Origin of the sequence: Micromonospora sp. WMMD754 (assembly GCF_049315235.1) — a bacterium.
GTDB lineage: Bacteria > Actinomycetota > Actinomycetes > Mycobacteriales > Micromonosporaceae > Micromonospora > Micromonospora sediminicola.
On the sequence record NZ_CP186058.1, the window covers coordinates 5,572,504 to 5,585,289 of the forward strand.

The 12,786-nt window shown below is 77.1% G+C and carries 13 protein-coding genes; 8 read left to right on the forward strand and 5 right to left on the reverse strand.

What is annotated here, in order from left to right:
- The first annotated feature begins 86 nt into the window (after positions 1 to 86).
- Positions 87 to 1,319 (forward strand): SLC13 family permease, encoded by a 1,233-nt coding sequence (locus tag ACN27B_RS26185; protein WP_422741787.1) that lies wholly within the window; start codon positions 87 to 89, stop codon positions 1,317 to 1,319.
- Positions 1,320 to 2,018: 699 nt separating this feature from the next.
- On the opposite strand, the gene ACN27B_RS26190 is transcribed toward ACN27B_RS26185, so the two are convergent.
- Positions 2,019 to 2,465, reverse strand: coding sequence for a hypothetical protein (locus ACN27B_RS26190; protein ID WP_099160808.1), 447 nt, complete (start codon positions 2,463 to 2,465; stop codon positions 2,019 to 2,021).
- Complete coding sequence (locus ACN27B_RS26195) at positions 2,458 to 3,807, reverse strand: molybdopterin-dependent oxidoreductase (protein ID WP_422741788.1); 1,350 nt, start codon at positions 3,805 to 3,807, stop codon at positions 2,458 to 2,460. Before ACN27B_RS26195 ends, ACN27B_RS26190 begins: the two co-directional genes overlap by 8 nt.
- A gap of 189 nt (positions 3,808 to 3,996) precedes the next feature.
- Here ACN27B_RS26195 and ACN27B_RS26200 point away from each other — a divergent pair, with 189 nt between their 5' ends.
- A complete protein-coding gene (locus tag ACN27B_RS26200; RefSeq protein ID WP_099160806.1) occupies positions 3,997 to 5,061 on the forward strand; it encodes an NAD-dependent epimerase/dehydratase family protein in 1,065 nt (354 codons plus the stop codon).
- A 26-nt stretch (positions 5,062 to 5,087) separates the two neighbouring features.
- Here the strand turns inward: ACN27B_RS26200 and ACN27B_RS26205 are convergent, their stop codons facing one another.
- Complete coding sequence (locus ACN27B_RS26205; RefSeq protein ID WP_422741789.1) at positions 5,088 to 6,563, reverse strand: hypothetical protein; 1,476 nt, start codon at positions 6,561 to 6,563, stop codon at positions 5,088 to 5,090.
- A 145-nt stretch (positions 6,564 to 6,708) separates the two neighbouring features.
- Between ACN27B_RS26205 and ACN27B_RS26210 the strand changes: the two genes are divergently transcribed.
- Genes ACN27B_RS26210 through ACN27B_RS26225 form a run of 4 tightly spaced genes read left to right on the forward strand, consistent with a single transcriptional unit; the run spans position 6,709 to position 9,679 of the window.
- Positions 6,709 to 7,383, forward strand: a complete 675-nt coding sequence (locus tag ACN27B_RS26210; RefSeq protein ID WP_091574238.1) for a glycosyltransferase family 2 protein — start codon at positions 6,709 to 6,711, stop codon at positions 7,381 to 7,383.
- Positions 7,380 to 8,066, forward strand: a complete 687-nt coding sequence (locus tag ACN27B_RS26215) for a TIGR04282 family arsenosugar biosynthesis glycosyltransferase (protein WP_099160804.1) — start codon at positions 7,380 to 7,382, stop codon at positions 8,064 to 8,066. Before ACN27B_RS26210 ends, ACN27B_RS26215 begins: the two co-directional genes overlap by 4 nt.
- Positions 8,063 to 8,770, forward strand: coding sequence for a methyltransferase domain-containing protein (locus tag ACN27B_RS26220; RefSeq protein WP_422741790.1), 708 nt, complete (start codon positions 8,063 to 8,065; stop codon positions 8,768 to 8,770). Before ACN27B_RS26215 ends, ACN27B_RS26220 begins: the two co-directional genes overlap by 4 nt.
- A 9-nt stretch (positions 8,771 to 8,779) precedes the next feature.
- Positions 8,780 to 9,679: a GNAT family N-acetyltransferase gene (locus ACN27B_RS26225; protein ID WP_355523115.1), complete on the forward strand. Its 900-nt coding sequence runs from the start codon at positions 8,780 to 8,782 to the stop codon at positions 9,677 to 9,679.
- A gap of 13 nt (positions 9,680 to 9,692) precedes the next feature.
- Here the strand turns inward: ACN27B_RS26225 and sigJ are convergent, their stop codons facing one another.
- Positions 9,693 to 10,562 carry an RNA polymerase sigma factor SigJ gene (sigJ, locus tag ACN27B_RS26230; protein ID WP_422741791.1) on the reverse strand — a complete coding sequence of 290 codons (870 nt, stop codon included), beginning with the start codon at positions 10,560 to 10,562 and terminating at the stop codon, positions 9,693 to 9,695.
- A gap of 137 nt (positions 10,563 to 10,699) precedes the next feature.
- Between sigJ and ACN27B_RS26235 the strand changes: the two genes are divergently transcribed.
- Positions 10,700 to 11,500 carry an SDR family oxidoreductase gene (locus ACN27B_RS26235; protein ID WP_422741792.1) on the forward strand — a complete coding sequence of 267 codons (801 nt, stop codon included), beginning with the start codon at positions 10,700 to 10,702 and terminating at the stop codon, positions 11,498 to 11,500.
- A 102-nt stretch (positions 11,501 to 11,602) separates the two neighbouring features.
- Complete coding sequence (locus tag ACN27B_RS26240) at positions 11,603 to 11,917, forward strand: hypothetical protein (protein WP_099160799.1); 315 nt, start codon at positions 11,603 to 11,605, stop codon at positions 11,915 to 11,917.
- On the opposite strand, the gene ACN27B_RS26245 is transcribed toward ACN27B_RS26240, so the two are convergent.
- Positions 11,883 to 12,779 (reverse strand): inositol monophosphatase family protein, encoded by an 897-nt coding sequence (locus tag ACN27B_RS26245; RefSeq protein ID WP_422741793.1) that lies wholly within the window; start codon positions 12,777 to 12,779, stop codon positions 11,883 to 11,885. The genes ACN27B_RS26240 and ACN27B_RS26245 overlap by 35 nt on opposite strands.
- Positions 12,780 to 12,786 lie beyond the last annotated feature (7 nt).

Below are 12,786 nucleotides of genomic sequence, written 5' to 3' on the forward strand. Positions count from 1 at the left end.
GTCAACAGATCGACACCCTCGGCTGCCCGGGCCGTGATCGCGTCGGGTCGGACCGGGCGCGGCCGGGTGTGCGAGGATCATCCCTCGTGGAGACCGTCGGCGATCCGCCGTCCGCCGCGCCGGACCGGCCCCGTCGGCGGCGCCTGCACACGCTGGACTGGATCGCGATCGGGCTGGCCGTGGTCGGTGTGGGCTGCGTGCTCACCGGGCTGCTCCCCCGCGCCGACGCCGAGGCCACCGTGCGGCGGATCGTCCCCATCCTGATCTTCCTCGGCACGGTGGTGGTGCTGGCCGAGCTGACCGCGGTGGCCGGGGTCTTCGACGCGCTCGCCGCCCGGGTGGCGATCACCGCCCGGGGCAGCTTCCGGGCGTTGTTCTGGCTCTGCGTCGCCGTCGCCTCGCTGACCACGATCGCGCTCAACCTGGACACCACGGCGGTGCTGCTGACGCCGGTGATGATCGCCCTGGCCCGCACCCTGAACGTGCCGCCGACCCCGCTGGCGATGACCACGGTGTGGCTGGCCAACACGGCGAGTCTGCTGCTGCCGGTGTCCAACCTGACCAACATCCTGGCCAGCGACCGGATCGGTCTCGACCCGCTGCCCTGGGCGGCCCGGATGTGGTGGCCGCAGCTGGTCGCCATCGCGATCACCATGCTGCTGCTCTGGTGGTGGTACTGGCGACCGGCCCGCGCCGGCGCTGATCCGTTCGTCCCGCCGCCGCCGTACGTGCCGCCGGACCGGACGCTCTACCGGACCGCGCTCGCCGCCTGCCTGCTGTTCGTCGCCGCCGTCCTGGCCGGGATCGAGATCGGGATCGCCTCCGGGGTGGCCGCCGTGATCCTGGTCGCCGGCTTCGCGGTGCGGGCCCGGCACCGGCTACGGCCGGCGCTGGTGCCGTGGCGGCTGCTGGTCTTCGTGACCGGGCTGTTCCTGGTGGTGCAGACCATCGGCCGGCACGGCCTGGACACGGTGATGGGCGCGTTGATCGGCGCCGACCCGGGGGCCGAGGGGGCGCTGCGGGCCGGCGCGGTCGGGGCGCTGTTCAGCAACGTGGTCAACAACCTGCCGGCCTACCTGGCCGGCGAGGCGGTCATCGCCGTCGACCGACACACCCAGTTGCTGGCGTTGCTGGTCGGCACGAACGTCGGCCCGTTGGCCACGCCGTGGGCCTCGCTGGCGACCCTGATCTGGTACGAACGCTGCCGCGCCGCCGGCGTGGCGGTGCCGCTCGGCCGGTTCGTGGCGACCAGCGCCGCGTTGGCCGCGCTCGCCACGGCGGCCACGGTCGCGGCCCTGCTGGTCGGCCCCGGCGCCTGACCCTTCCCGTCCTGCCCGACCCGCCCCGTTTCCATCGTGACGTTCTCCCCTGCCCCGCCCGGCCCGCCAGCCGTCGCCGCAGCTCCCGGACCACCGGCAGCCCGTGCCCGGCGCCCGGTGCCCGCGGCCGGCGCCCGGTGCCCGCGGCCGGCGCCCGGTGCCCGCGGCCGGCGCCCGGTGCCCGCGGCCGGCGCCCGCGGCCGGGGCCGATGACCGGTGACCGTGGCCGGTGGCCGTGGCCGGTGGCCGTGGCCGGTGGCCAGCTGCGGACTCCGACGCCGGCCCTCCATCGAGGAGGTCACGGAGCGTGACTCGGGGCGGGAAGGCCCTCGCTTTCACCGATATACCGGAGAGTCATAATTATGCCTATTCGGTATATCGGTCTCGGGAGGTCAACTGTCCTGGCTACGGGCGGGACAACGAGAGGCCGTCGGAACCGCCGAATACCGCCACGCCCCGGGGCGGCGGACGACGACGCATCTGCCCGCTGGTCGCGCCGTGAGCCGCGCGCCGTGAGCCGCGCCGCGCGCCGTGGGCCGCACGCCGCCCGCCGTGGGCCGCGCGTCGCCCGCCGTGGGCCGCCCGCCGTAGGCCGGAACGTCGCACGGCAGGCCGTCGGAGGCTCGACCGCCACCCGCCGAGACGTCGCACGCCAGACCACCGCACGCCGGGCCATCGCACGCACGCCGGAGGGCGGGGTCACGGCGGTGGTGCGGGCGGACGGTGTCGGGTCCGGCGGAGCGCGTAGAGCAGTGCGCTGGCGGCGAAGAGCACGGCGGTGACCGCCAGCCAGCGGCCGAGCAGGGGCCGGGGCGCCAGGCCGGTGGCCGCCGTGTAGGTGCCGTCGCCCAGTCCGAGGATGCCGGGCAGGTAGACCAGGAACAGCAGCCCCGACCCGAGCGCCGGGACACGGACGTGGTTGCGCGGCGTCGGGCCGACCCGTCCCAGCAACCGGTCGACCGCCGCGTACGCCGGGAAGAGCACCAGGTCGTGCGCGACCACCGCGCCGAGGAACCACAGCAGCATCCGGCCGGCCGTCGGCTCGCCGGCCAGCCGCAACGCGATCCACCCGGTCACCGCGAAGCAGCCGACCAGGAGCAGCAGATGCCAGGGCGCCGCGCCGTACGCCCGCCGGAAGTCAGCCATCGAACACGATCTCCTCGACCCACTTGGTGCAGTGCACGCCGGGCAGCGCGGGCACCACGACCCGCGCCGGGAAGCCGTGGTCGGGGCTGAGGTCGACGCCGTTGACCCGCAGCGCGAGCAGCGCATCCGGGTCGGTGACCTGACCGCCGTGCAGGGTGGCCCGGTTGAACTGCCCGCTCCGCTCCAGCGACCGGACCCGGGCCACGGCGGGCGCGTCGGCCCCGACCAGCGCGGCCAGGTCCCGCAGGCGTACGCCGGTCCAGGTCTGCGACGTGGACCAGCCTTCCACGCAGGCGATCGGCAGGGTGGCGGTGTGCTGGGGCAGCGCGAGCAGCCGGGCCCGGTCCAGCGTCCGCGTCCGGTCTCCGGCGCGCAGCGTCAGCCGCCAGCCGGCGCCGGTCTGCTCAGGGGTGACGCCGGCCGCGGCGGCGGTGCGGTTGACCGGGAAACCGGTCGGCCCGTCGCCCATCCGCCGGCTGCGGGGCAGCAGCAACGCGGTCCGTCGCAGCGCGTCCGCGCTCTGCCCGACGGTCAGCGCGGCCAGCAGCAGCGCGCCCCCACCGGCCAGCGCCAGCACGCCTCGGCGGCTCATCGTCGCCGGGCCCGGGCGGCGGGCCACCAGGCCGTCCGGATCGCGCGGCTCCGCCCGGGTCCGCGCCACCGGGGTACGCGCGAAGCCCGGCCCGCGCAGCGCGGTCACCAGCCGGGGCAGCTTGATCGTCACGTGGACCACCAGCGCGACGGTGAACACCCAGGCGCCGTACCAGTGTGCGGTGTAGAAGTCGAAGCCGAACAGGTACGCGTACTGGACGTTGAGCAGGCCGGTGGCGCTCTGGAACAGGATCCCGCCGACCAGCAGCAGCAACGACAGGCGTTCCAGCACCTGTGCGAGCGAGCGGGCCGGCGGCCAGGCGAACAGCTTCGGCACCACCGACCAGAGCTTGGTCAGCACCACCGGCACCAGCACGATCCCGAGCGTGACGTGCAGCCCCTGGGTGAGGCGGAACAGCCACACCGGGCGGGTCGGCCAGTCGAACACCGGTGGGTGCAGCCAGCCCACGTCCCGGGGAAACGCCTGCCCGAGGCGGGGGCCGTAGGCGATCCAGTCGAGCAGCCCGGTGACGATCACCAGCGGCAGCGTGACCAGCAGCGCGGCGCCCAGCACCGAGGTCAGCCACGGTCCGCGTACCGGACTGCGCCAGGACCGGTCCACCGCGTCGACGCCGGGCGGACGGCGCCGGTCCAGCGCGCGCCAGAGCCGGGCCGGAGCGGCGTACCCGGGTCCGGGCGGCGGCGGGGCGTCGGACCCGCCGCCTCCCGCGGTCGCAGCATCGGTGGGCACGGCACCTCCCTGGGCGTCGGCGCCGGCCGGACGGCCGGCGCTCCCGGATTCGGACGCTAGACGTCGACGCCACCTCACGGCGGCTTTTGCCGCATTACCGAAGCCTTACCACCGCCGTCCCTTACGGACCGCTGACGTCCCCGGCGAACCGGCCCCCGGCCGCTCCCGGGTGCCCTAGCGTGGGCCGGTATGCGGGTACTGGTCACCGGCGCGGCCGGGTTCATCGGATCGCAGATCGCCGACCTGCTGGCCGCCGAGGGCCACCAGCCGGTCTGCCTGGACGCCCTGCTGCCGCAGGCGCACGGCGGGACGCTGCCGGAGTGGTCCCGCCGGCACGACCCGGTGGTCGGCGACGTGCGCGACGCCGCGCTGCTGGACCGCCTGCTGCCCGGCGTCGACGCGGTCTGCCACCAGGCGGCGATGGTCGGCCACGGGCTGGACCCGTCCGACGCTCCCGACTACGCGGGGCACAACGACCTCGGCACGGCGGTGCTGCTGGCCGCGATGCACCGGGCCGGGATACGGCGGCTGGTGCTGGCCAGCTCCATGGTGGTCTACGGCGAAGGGCGCTACACCTGCGCCCGGCACGGCGTGGTCCGTCCGGCCCCGCGCCGCACCGCCGACCTGGCCGCCGGCCGCTACGACCCGACCTGCCCCGCCTGCGGCGGCACGCTCGCCCCGGCCCTCGTGCCCGAGGACGCGCCGCTGGAGCCGCGCAGCACGTACGCCGCCAGCAAGCTGGCCCAGGAGCACTACGCCGCGGCGTGGGCCCGGCAGACCGGCGGCGGCGTGTGGGCGCTGCGCTACCACAACGTGTACGGGCCGCGGATGCCCCGCGACACCCCGTACGCCGGGGTGGCCTCGCTGTTCCGCTCGGCGCTGGCCGCCGGGCGGGCGCCGGTCGTGCTGGAGGACGGACGCCAGCGGCGGGACTTCGTGCACGTGACCGACGTGGCCCGGGCGAACCTGCTGGCGCTGACCGCGCCGCCGCCGGACGGTCTGGTCGCGGTGAACGTCTGCTCCGGCGAGCCGCACACGGTCGGCGACCTGGCGGTGGCGTTGGCCCGGGCGATGGACGGCCCGGCGCCGGAGGTGGTCGGCGGCGCGCGGGCGGCCGACGTGCGGCACGTGGTGGCCGATCCGGCCCGCGCCCGGGAGCTGCTCGGCTACACCGCGCGGGTCGGTTTCGTCGAGGGCGTCACCGCCTTCGCCACCGATCCCCTCCGCGCCCCCGCCGCCCTCTCCCCCGCCTGACTCCCCCCGCTCCCCCGGCGCGGGGGTCAGGAGACGGTGAGGAGGAGGTGGTTGACCAGGAGGGCGGTCAGGGCCTGGGCGGCGAGCCAGCGGCGGCGGGCCGGTGCCGGCAGGTGCGCGACGGCGACCAGCAGCCAGACCACGAACGGCAGCCAGATCCGCTCCACCTCGGCCTTGCTCATCCCGGACAGGTCGGCGGCGGCCACCACCAGCGCGGCGGCGGCCGGCAGCAGGACGGTCGGCCCCAGCGCCACGACCCGCCGGACGAGCCGACCCGCCGACCGACCGGGTGACGAGGACGTGCCGACCGGGTCGGTCCCGCCGGCGTCCGCCACGGCGGTGACCCGCGTGCTTCCGACCCGGTCGACGCCGGTCCGCCAGCCGGCCCGGGCGGCCACGGCGGCGCGACGCAGCGCCGGCCCGAGCACCGGCCCGGCGGAGATCAGCAACGCCGCCAGGTTCGCCCAGACCCAGTACGCGTACGGGCGGTCGGCCGCCCAGCCCTGGTAGTAGCGTTCGACCACCCGGTCGTACCCCTCCCACCAGCGGAAGCCGGCCAGCACGAAGAGCGTGGTGACGGCGGCGACACCGGCGGTCGCGGCGAGCAGCGCCGACCGGCGCCGGTCGGGTCGCAGCGCCAGCACGGTCACCGCCAGCGCGCCCACCAGCACGAACCCGTACGACAGGTGCAGCGCGAAGCCGAGCAGCAGCCCGCCGGCCAGCGCGGCCGTCGGTCCGCGTACCGCCAGCAGGGCCAGCCCGGCGGCGACCACGCCGGTGAACACCGCGTCGCCGGAGGCGCCCAGCCACACCGCCCCGGGCAGCAGCACCAGGAACGGCAGCACCGTCCGGGCGGCGTCGGCGGCGCCGAGCGCCCGCAGCGTGACCGGCACGGACACCGCGACGGTCGCGCCGACCAGCACGCAGCAGAGCGCGGCGGCGGCGCCGCCGCCGAGACCGACCCGGTCCAGCCAGACGAAGACCAGCAGCGCGCCCGGCGGGTGTCCGGCGGTGTGCGTGGACCAGGAGTCGGGTTGGAAGTCCAGGATCCGGTCGGTGAAGCCGGCCAGCATCCGGGGGATGTCGGTCACCCCGGGCACCTCGTGCAGATACTCGGCCTGGGGGGTGAGCCGCCGGGCCAGCCCGGTCGACCAGCCGTCCACGAGGGCCAGCGCCAGCGTCCAGGCCACCGCCGCCAGCCAGCCGGCGGCCAGCAACGGTCCCCAGCGTGCCGTGCGTGCCCAGCGCAGCCCGGGCCCGAGCACGACCAGCGCGACCAGGACCGCCAGCGGCGTACCCCAGCCGACGTGCGGACGCCAGGTGGCGTAGAGCGGCGCGGCGTCGGCGTGCAGCCCCACGCCGCGCCGGTTGAGCGCCAGGCCGACCACGACGGCGGCGGCGAGCAGCGCCGCCTCGACCGCGACCACGACCAGGTCGCCCCGGTGCGGGGCTCCGGTCCGGTCCGCGGCGGGGGCGCGGCGCAGCGTGGGTGCGGATCTCATGACGACCGCACGGTACGGCCCGCCGCCGCCCCGCGGGACACACGCCGCAGGCGTGTCACCGGATGGTAAGAAATCCCTGCTCGGTAAGGGTTCCGTAAGCCCGATCGGGGTACGGCGCGGCGGGTCCCGGCCTAGCGTCGGCGGCATGCGGACACAGATCGACGTGGTGCTGCCGTGCCTGGACGAGGCCGCCGCCCTGCCCGGGGTGCTGGGCGCGCTGCCGCCCGGCTACCGGGCGATCGTGGTGGACAACGGCTCCCGGGACGGCTCGCCCGAGGTGGCCGCCCGGCACGGCGCCCGGGTGGTACGCGAGCCCCGGCGCGGCTACGGCGCGGCCGTGCACACCGGGCTGGAACACGCCGAGACCGAGCTGGTCTGCGTGCTGGACGCGGACGGCTCGTTCGATCCCGGTGAGCTGCCGGCGCTGGTCGCCCCGGTGGCGGCCGGCACGGCCGACCTGTCGGTGGGCCGCCGGCGGCCGGTGTCCACCTCGGCCTGGCCGTGGCACGCCCGGGCCGGCACCGCGGTGGTCGCCGCGCTGCTGCGGCAGCGGGGGGTGCCGCTGCGCGACCTCAGCCCCATCCGGGTCGCGCGGCGGGAGGCGCTGCTCGCGCTCGGGGTCACCGACCGCGCGTTCGGCTACCCCCTGGAGCTGATGATCCGGGCGGCGGCGGCCGGTTGGCGGATCCACGAACACGACGTGCGCTACGCCCCGCGCGCCGCCGGCACCCGGTCCAAGGTGTCCGGCTCGGTACGCGGCACCGTCCGGGCCACCCGCGACTTCCTGACGGTCCTGCGCACCGTGGACGGCCGGCGGTGACCGTCCTTCTGGTGATGGCGAAGGCGCCGGTGCCCGGCGCGGTGAAGACCCGCCTCTGCCCACCGGCGTCCCCGGTGCGGGCGGCCCGGATCGCCGCCGCGGCGCTGCGCGACACGGTGGACGCGGTCGCCGCCACCCCGGGTGTCGTGCCGGTCCTGGCGCTGGCCGGGCGTCTCGCCGACGCCGAGGACGGGGCGGACCTGGCCGCCGCCGTGGCCGGGTGGGCGGTGCTGCCGCAGCGCGGTGACGGCCTGGCCGACCGGCTCGCGCACGCGCACGCCGACGCGGCCGACGCGTACCCGGATCGGCCGGTGCTCCAGATCGGCATGGACACCCCGCAGCTGACCCCGGCACGGTTGGCCGCCGCCGTGCGCCGGTTGGCCCTGCCCGGGACCGACGCGGTGCTCGGGCCGGCGGCGGACGGCGGCTGGTGGGCGCTGGGGCTGCGGGATCCGAGGCGCGCGGCGGCGCTGCGCGGCGTGCCGATGTCCACCGCCGACACCGGCCGGCTCACCCACGCGGCGCTGGTCGGCGCCGGCCTGCGGGTCGCGGCGCTGCCGACGCTGCGCGACGTGGACGACTGGGCCGACGCGCGGGCGGTGGCCCGCGCCGCGCCGGGCGGACGGTTCGCCCGCGAGGTGGCCGCGCTGCGGCCGGTCCTGGTGCCCGGCGGCGACCGGTGAGCCGGCTCAGCACCGCGGTGGAGCCGCGGGACGGCTTCGGGGCCGCGCTGCGGCGGCGGGCCGGCGCGCACTGGCTGGTGCAGGCCGACGGCGTGCGGCGCCGGCTGCCGGTGGAGCGGTGGCACGGCCGGGCGGAGCCGGCGATCGCCGCGGTCGTGGACCGCTGCCACGGGCCGACGCTGGACCTCGGCTGCGGCCCGGGCCGGCTCACCGCGGCGCTGACGCGCTCCGGCGTGACCACGCTCGGGGTCGACGTGTGCGCCCGGGCGGTGGCGCTGGCCCGGTCCCGGGGCGCGGTCGCGCTGCGGGCCGACCTGTTCGATCCGCTGCCCGCCGAGGGCCGGTGGCGGCACGTGGTGCTGCTGGACGGCAACATCGGCATCGGCGGCGATCCGGGGCGCCTGCTGCGCCGGTGCCGGGAGCTGCTGCACCCGGACGGCACGGTCCTGGTCGAGCTGGAGCCGCCGGGCAGCGGCGCCTGGCAGGGTCAGGCGTACGTGGTCTCCGGGCGGCGCCGGGGGCCCAGCTTCGGCTGGGCGCGGCTGGACACCCGGGCGGTGCACGGTCCCGCCGCGACGGCCGGCCTGGCCGTGCGCGACGTGCGACCGGCCGGCGGACGCTGGTTCGCGGAGCTGGCCGCCGGACGAGCCCTCGGGCCGGACGCCGCGGAAAAGGGCTTCGGCGGGGCACCGACCGGCCGCTAGCGTGCGTCCATGACCGCCGCCCCCACCCTCCACTTCCATGCCGATCCGGGCGAGTTCCTCGCCGTCGCCGGCGACCACCTGGCCGCGGACCCGGTGGTCGGCACCGTGGTCGCCAGCGTCACGAACCGGGCCGCCGTCCGCCGGGCCGAAGGGGTCGCGACACCCGACGGCGACTGGTGGTTGGTGGTCCGGGACGCCCGCGGCGCGGTGGTCGGGGTGGGGATGCGGGCCGCCCCCTTCCCGCCGCGCCCGCCGTTCCTGCTGCCGATGCCGACGGAGGCGGCCGTCGCGCTGGCCCGGACGTGGCACGAGCGCGGCGAGGAGGTGACCGCGGTCAACGGGGCCCTGCCGGCGGCCCGCGAGTGTGCCGCCGAGGTGGCCCGTCTCGGTGGCGGCCGGGTCGAGGTCGCCCAGCACACCCGGCTGCACGAACTCGACGAGCTGGTGCCGCCCGCGTCGACCCCGGGCGCGCTGCGGGTCGCCGCGGAGGACGACGTCGACCTGGTCGCCGCGTGGTTCGACGCGTTCATGGCCGACGCCGACGAGCAGGCGGGCCGCGCGCGCGGCGCCAGCGCCCACGAGACGCCCGACCGCGAGGAGCTGCTCCGCCGCATCCGGGGCGGGCGGGTCTGGTTGTGGACCGACCCGGCGGGGCGGCCGGTGCACCTCACCGCCGCCAACCCGACGTCGTTCGGCGTGGCCCGGGTCGGCCCGGTCTACACGCCGCCGCAGCAGCGCGGCCGGGGCTGGGCCGCCGCCGCGGTCGCCGAGGTCAGCCGCCTGTTGCGGGCCGAGGGCGCCCGGGTGTGCCTCTACACCGACCAGGCGAACCCGACGTCGAACCGGCTCTACGCACGGCTCGGCTTCCGGCCGGTGGTCGACATGGCCAACCTGGTCGTCGTGCGCTGACACCGCTTCCGAGTCAGCCGGCGAGGCCGAGCGCGGCCAGCCGGCGTGGGTCGGCGATCACGTCCACGGCGGCGACGCGTCCGGCCACGATCGTGAACGCCATCACCGACAGCGTCCGCCCGCCGGTGCTCACCAGCACCCCGGCGGCGCCGTTGACCAGCACGGGTCGCGCGTACGGGGACAGCCGGCCGAACGTCGTCGCCTGCACGGCCACCGTCGGCGCGCCGGTGAGCACGGTGGTGTGCCGGGCCCGCGCGGTCCCGCCGTCGGAGCGGAGCACGACGTCCGGGTGGAGCACCGCGATCAACGCGTCGAAGTCGCCGTCGCGGGCGGCGGTCAGGAACGCGTCCACCACCGCGCGCTGACGGGCCAGGTCCGGGTCCGGGGCGGGCGCCTGCCCGCGTACCCGACGGCGGGCCCGGCTGGCGAGCTGCCGGGCCGCCGCCGGCGAGCGGTCGACCAGGGGGCCGATCTCGTCGAACGGCACCCCGAACATGTCGTGCAGCACGAACGCGAGCCGCTCGGTCGGGGTGAGCGTGTCCAGCACCACCAGCAGCGCCAGGCCCACCGTGTCGGCGAGCACCGCCGCGCGCGCGGGGTCGGCGTCCGGCTCCACCACCGGGTCGGGCAGGTGGCCGTCGAGCGGGTCCTCCCGGCGGGCGGCACGGGACCGCAACGTGTTCAGGCTGACCCGGGCGACCACAGTGGTCAGCCAGGCGTCCAGGTTGTCGATCGCGCCGGCGTCGGCGCGGGCCAGCCGCAGCCAGGTCTCCTGCACGGCGTCCTCGGCCTCGGACAGCGAACCGAGCAGCCGGTAGGCCACCGCCCGCAGCCGGGGCCGCTGCCGTTCGAACCGCTCCGCCAAGGTGTCACCCACCGTCACAGCCTCCCCTTCCGCCTACCGTCCCGACCCGCGCCGGCACCCGGACGTGACGACAGGTGACCGCGATCACATCGGTCACACCGGCCCACCGCCCCGGGTCGGGGAGGTGACACCACGACCCCGACGGGGAGGGCACCATGGCGACACCCATTCTGGTCACCGGCGGCACCGGCACGCTCGGCCGGCACGTCGTACCGCTGCTGCGGGCGGCGGGGCACCCGGTCCGGGTGCTCAGCCGGCGCGGCGGCCGGGCCGGTGACGGCGTCACCCACGTCACCGCCGACCTGCTCACCGACGCGAACCTCGTCCCCGCGGTACGCGGCGTCGACACCGTGCTGCACCTGGCCGGCGGCGCCAGGGGCGACGACCGGGCCGCCGGCAACCTGGTCCGGGCGGCACGCCGGGCCGGTGTGACGCACCTGGTGCACGTCTCCGTCGTCGGCGCCGACCGGGTGCCGCTGGCCTGGATGCGGTCCAAGCTCGACGCCGAGCGCGCGGTGGTCGACTCGGGGCTGCCGTGGACGGTGCTGCGGGCCGCCCAGTTCCACGATCTGGTGCTGACCATGCTGGCGACGATGGCGAGGTTGCCGGTGGTCCCGGTCCCCGGCGGGCTGCGGCTGCAACCCGTCGACGCTGGCGAGGTGGCGGCGCGGCTGGTGGAGCTGGCGCTCGGCGCACCCGCCGGCCTGACGCCCGACCTGGCCGGCCCTGGTACGCACGGCGTCGACGAGCTGCTGACGGGCTACCTGACCGCCACCGGCCGGCGTCGGCTACGGGTGCCGGTGCGGATTCCCGGGCGGGCCGGCCGGGCGTACCGGGAGGGGGCCAACCTGGCCCGGCCGGCCGCGACGGTCGGCGTACGGACCTGGGACGACTTCCTGGCGCGGCGGGCTCAGCGCGCCGGTGCGCGCCGTGGCGACGGGGCTAGGCGAAGCTGAGCCCTCCGCGCGGGCGCGTTTGAGTTCGGAGAAGGCTCCGCAGGTGGCGAGCAGTCGGGCGCCGGTGGCGCCGAGGGCGCGCCGGATGGGATGCTGCCGGGCGTGCGGGACGACGAGCCGGTGGTGGTGCACGTCTACTGCCGTGTCGAGGTCGTGGTCGACGACCCGGGCGCGGTGACGGCGCTCGCCGAGCGGCAGCTGCGGCAGGCCGACATCGACTGGGCGGACGAGGCGGACACCCTCGACGAGGCCGCCACCGCGCTACGGGCGGACCTGCCGCTGGCACTGGCCGATCTGGTCGACCCGGAGCGCCTGCTCGCGGACGTGCCGGGGGTGCGGTTCCGGGGCGCCCACTGCTGGGCCGCCCCCGGCGCGGGTCAGCTCACCAACCGACCGAGCCGAGACCGACCGGGGTGAGCCGGCGCACCTGCGGCTCGATCCACTGAGCCGCGGTGACCAGCTTGACCAGCCGGTCGATCGTCTCCGGCGGGCCGGCCACGAAGCTGCGCCGCTCGGCCGGGCAGCCGTAGCGGTCGTCGAACGTGCCGCCGTCCAGAGCCCGCACCGCCATGCCGGCCTCGGCGGCCAGCAGCATCCCGGCCGGCAGGTCGATCGACTCGGGGCGGTAGCCGACGATGCCGTCGATGTCGCCCCGGGCCAGCATCACCCAGGACAGCAGCGGCGCCCAGAGCTGGAGCACCCGGCGGGCGGTGGTGTCGAGGACCACCTTCAGCGCCCGGGCGGTGCTGTCGTCCCGGCGTACCTCGTGCCCCTGGGTCCAGGCCAGCACCGGCGCGGCCGGCACCGGCCGGTGGGCGGCGCGCAGCGGACGGCCCACCGGGCCGGAGGCGTGCACGAACGCGCCCCGGCCCCGGATCGCGGACCAGGTGTGGCCGGCGACCGGGTCGTGCACCACGCCGAGCACCGGCGAGCCGCGCTCGCACAGGGCGATGCCCACCACGTACGCGGGTAGCCCGATCGCCACGTTGTTGGTGCCGTCGAGCGGATCCACCAGCCACGCCCAGGTGGTGTCCGGGGCGTACTCGCCACCCTCCTCGGCGATCACCCCGTGCTCCGGCCAGCGGGCCCGGATCCGGTCCACGATCAGCCGTTCGGCGGCCAGGTCGAGGTCGGTGACCAGGTCACCGGAGTCGTTCTTGGCCCGGGCGTGCATCTTGCCCCGGGTGCCCCGGCGCAGCAGCCGGCCCGCCGCCCGGGCCACCTCCACCGCGAACCGGTGCGCGTCGCGCAGGTCGGGCCCGCCTCTGTTCGGCTCCACGTTTACG